The following is a 3,910-nucleotide window of genomic DNA, read 5'->3' as shown; positions in this document are numbered from 1 at the left end:
TGAAAATCTTTCATTTCAAGCTCGGTTCGGCGATCGCGCTTGCCTTCAGCCAGCTGATGGTGTGTTCCGCGCAGCCGAGCCCAGTCCAAGCGCAGTCGATGCCATCCTCGCCCGGTGCCGCCTGGCGCCCCTACGGTCAACTCAACGTTCTCAGCTACAACGTCGCGGGCCTGCCCGCGGGTTTCAACGCCGACCAGTCACCAGACAAGAACACGAAGCTGATATCGCCGCTTCTCAACAATTACGATATCGTGAACGTGCAGGAGAATTGGGGTCCATACCAGGAAGATCTCAAGTCGGCTCTCAAGTTTCCATATGTCAGCACACCCGCCGGATCGGGATTTTTCGAGTCCGATGGGCTGAACACGCTGAGCAAGTATCCCTGGATCGCGCCGAATCCCGCCGCACCGAACCAGATCCTGCACGTTCCGTATCGGGATTGCAGCAACATCATCGAGTGTCTGGCCGGCAAGGGCTTCACCGTCGCCAGGACGGTCCTTCCCGACGGATCGGCGCTCGACGTCTACAACACGCATACGACCGCCGGCGATAAGTCGGCCGACATGCGGGCGCGTGCCGCCAATCTCCGTCAGATGTCCGATTTCATGAAGACGTATTCCGCCGGGCGGGCCGTCTTGCTGATGATGGATTCGAACTCCCGCTACACGCGCGGTCCGGACAACCTGCGCTACATCCTCGACCAAAACGGTTTGAGCGATCCGTGGGTCGACCTGATCCTGGGCGGCAACGCGCCCGCGGTCGGCGCCCCCGCCCTCGTCTGCTCCAAAATCCTGCCTGATCCGAGCAAGTGCGAAGTCGTCGACAAGATTTTCTATCGCGGATCCGACGATCTCAAGCTTCAGGCTCTGAAGTACGTTCTCGACAACCCTCTGTTCTACGATTCCGCAGGGCAGCCGCTGTCCGACCATTCTCCGCTCGCCACCTTGTTCGGATACAGGACGGGCAGCGCGGACGTGCTGTCCGAGATGGACAAGTACTGGACCGCCTCGGGCGGCAGCGGCAAGCCGACCGCCGCGGGCGCCGCGCTGCTGCAGCGCAACCTGGAGATCGGCGCGCAGATCGCGGGCTCCCGGACCCCGGTTCAGGAGGCGGCCGCCTATTACGACAATCGCCGCAACCAGAGCTACGGTGTCATCAGCGGCCTGGGTCCGCTCGCCGACCTGTACCGGCAGGGCGCGGGCGCGACGACCTCGATCACGCGCATCGACGGCGCGGCGTCCTCGACGGTGGTGACGGATACCGGCACCGGAGCGGGAACCTCGGCCTCCGCCCTCGGCAAGGTCGTCGATCTGGTGGATGCGGCCCAGGCGTCGACCTCCACCGCGACGGCCAACGCCGCCTTCACGTTCCCGGGCGCGGCCGGTTCGGCTCTCAACGGAAAGCCGCTCGGCGACCTCGTGCAAGCCTCGCTGAAGCCGGTGGCGCAGGCCGCCGACGACGGGTTTCCGAGCGCCGTCACCACCAAGGCGTACGTCTCTGCGCTGGCGCTCGGCTACGCCGTGCCCTGGAAGCTGAGCGATCTCGTCTTCCGGGCCTCGGAGATCGGCAACAGCCAGATCGTCTCCGGCCTGAACGGACCGCTCGGCGTGATCGGCGGCCGAATCGAGGGAACCTATTTCGCCACCCGCAATCTGAGCGATCCGGCCAATGCGGATCTGCGGGCCGGCGCCGTCCAGCAGGCGGCTGCCTACTTCGCGCAAGCCTGCGGCGGCAGCGTCGCCACCTGTCTTGGGTCGATTGATCCCGCGGCCGACCACACGTCCCAGCACGCGATCGACAAGCAGGTCTATCGCGCGCGGCTGAGCTACGGCCTCCCGACGGTCGGCGACACGACCCTTCCGGCCGACGTCCCGAACCGGGCGGAGATCCTGCTCGAGAGCCGCTTCCCCTATCTGAGCGACCAGCAGCGCCGCGACGTGCTGGCCTCGACGCAGATCGCGTCCGGCCAGGCCTTCTCGAACGGCTATGCCCGGCTGAACCTTATGGATGCCGCGGACGGCTACGGATCCTTCACCGGCACCGTGACCGTCACCATGGACGCCGCGCGCGGCGGGCTGAACGCGTTCGATGTGTGGCGCAACGACATCTCCGGTCCGGGTGGGCTCACCAAGGCGGGGACCGGCCAACTGGTCCTGACCGGCCAGAACAGCTACGCCGGGGGCACGAACGTGCGGGAGGGCGTGCTGACGACCTGGGCCGGCGGCCTGGGAACCGGCGTGGTCACGAACGACGCCGTGCTCGAACTGGCGCAGTCGGTCGACGGCACGCTCACCAACCGTCTGGAGGGCGGCGGCCTGCTGCGCAAGACCGGCGCGGGCCTTCTCGATCTGGCCGGAACAGGCGGCTTCTCGGGACGTGCGGCGATCGAGGGCGGCGGGTTGCAGCTCGACGGCAACCTGCCGGCGATGCGGATCGAAGCCGCGACCGGGACGACGATCAGCGGCGACGGCTCCGCCCGGTCGCTGCGCCTCGCCGGCGGGGCCACCCTGAGCCAGGGCGGCGCGAGCGGGACGCTCACGCTCCTCGGCGACCTCGTCCTCGCCCCCGGTTCCTCCTACGTGGCGACGCTCGCGGCTGATGCGGCCGCGCCGCTGACCCAGGTGGGCGGCACCGCCACCATCGACGGCGCAGCCCTGCGGGTCGTCCAGGGTGACCGGCTCGCCTCGCTCACGGGCATTCCCCTGATCGGAGGGGCGGTGGCCGGGCGCTTCGCCTCCGTCGCCGGGAACTGGACCTTCCTGACGCCGCAGGTCTCCTATGGCGGGGTCGGCGCGACGGTCTCGCTCGTCCGCAACGACCTGCCCTTCGCCCGCTTCGCGGCGACGCCGAACCAGAGCGCCGTCGCGGGCGGGATCGATGGCCTCGACGGCCGCAGCCGCCTGTGGACTTGGCTCGCCCAGGGCAACGGCGGCGACGTGTCCCCGGTCCTCGCGATCCTCGGGAACGAACTCCAGGCCACCGGACGGGGGATCGCGCTGATCGAGGGCGATCTCCTTCGCCAGAGCCTGCAGCGCCGCCTGACCGGTCCCGCCGCGGCCGGCGAGGGCGTGTGGGGACAATGGATCGACGACAGCGGGTCGAGCACCGCGCCCGCCGGCCTCGCGCGGGCCTCGCACGCGACCAGTGGCGCCCTGTTCGGCGTCGACGGTATCCCGTCCGCGGATCTGCCGCTCCGGGTCGGCGCGGTCGCCGGCGTGACCTCCAGCAGCCTCAGTGCGGCGGGCCGAGGCCAAGTCAGAAGCGACAACTACCACGCGGGCCTCTACGCCAACGCGTGGTCCGGGCCGGCCAGCGTCAGCCTCGGGGCCGTCTACTCCCGGCTCGACACCAAGATGCACCGGAGCCTGAACCTGCCCTGGGGCAGTTCGGACAGCGTCGTGCGTCCCGGAGCGGACCGCTCCATGGTGTTCGGCGAGGTCGCCTACGCCATCCAGGCGGCGCCGTTCTCGCTGCAGCCCTATGCGGGCCTGAACTGGGTGAGGCTCTCGAGCGAGGCCTTCACCGAGACGGCACCCCTGCTGCGGCTCTCCAGCGCCGCCGCGGCGCAGGATCGTCTGTTCGGAGCGCTCGGTCTGCGCATCGCCGCCGATCCGATCCCGGTCGCAGGGCTCGCCCTGCGCCCCTGGATCGATGCCGGCTGGGAGCACGGCATCGGCCGGACGGCGCTGATCCAGTCGATCAGCATCGACGACGGTCCCTCGGTGTCGATCAGCGGCCTGCCGCTGGATCGCAACACCGCCGTCTTCCAGGGCGGCCTCGCCATCGATCTGGCAACCAACGTGGAAGCCGGGTTCCGCTACGCTGCCCGGTGGGGGACTCGCCAGGACAGCCGGACGCTCAGCGGGAACCTGGCCATCCGCTTCTGATGTCCGTGCAGGATCGCCGCGGC

Annotated in this window: 1 protein-coding gene; it reads left to right on the top strand. The window is 69.0% G+C overall.

Annotation, left to right across the window (positions count from 1 at the left end; all coding sequences use genetic code 11):
• Positions 1–98: 98 nt before the first annotated feature.
• The gene (locus MFF42_RS23710) at positions 99–3,887 is read left to right on the top strand and encodes an autotransporter domain-containing protein (RefSeq protein WP_238258242.1); all 3,789 of its coding nucleotides are present in this window, start codon (positions 99–101) and stop codon (positions 3,885–3,887) included.
• The last annotated feature ends 23 nt before the right edge of the window (positions 3,888–3,910 follow it).

It is taken from the genome of Methylorubrum podarium (genome assembly GCF_022179745.1).
Classification (GTDB): Bacteria; Pseudomonadota; Alphaproteobacteria; order Rhizobiales; family Beijerinckiaceae; genus Methylobacterium; species Methylobacterium podarium.
Note: the sequence above shows the minus strand (reverse complement) of the source record. Positions and strands in the feature narration are given on the sequence as shown.

What these genes read in the sequence shown, in the direction of transcription:
- MFF42_RS23710 (WP_238258242.1), top strand. Translation starts at nt 99, where the DNA reads ATGCCATCCTCGCCCGGTGCCGCCTGGCGCCCCTACGGTCAACTCAAC.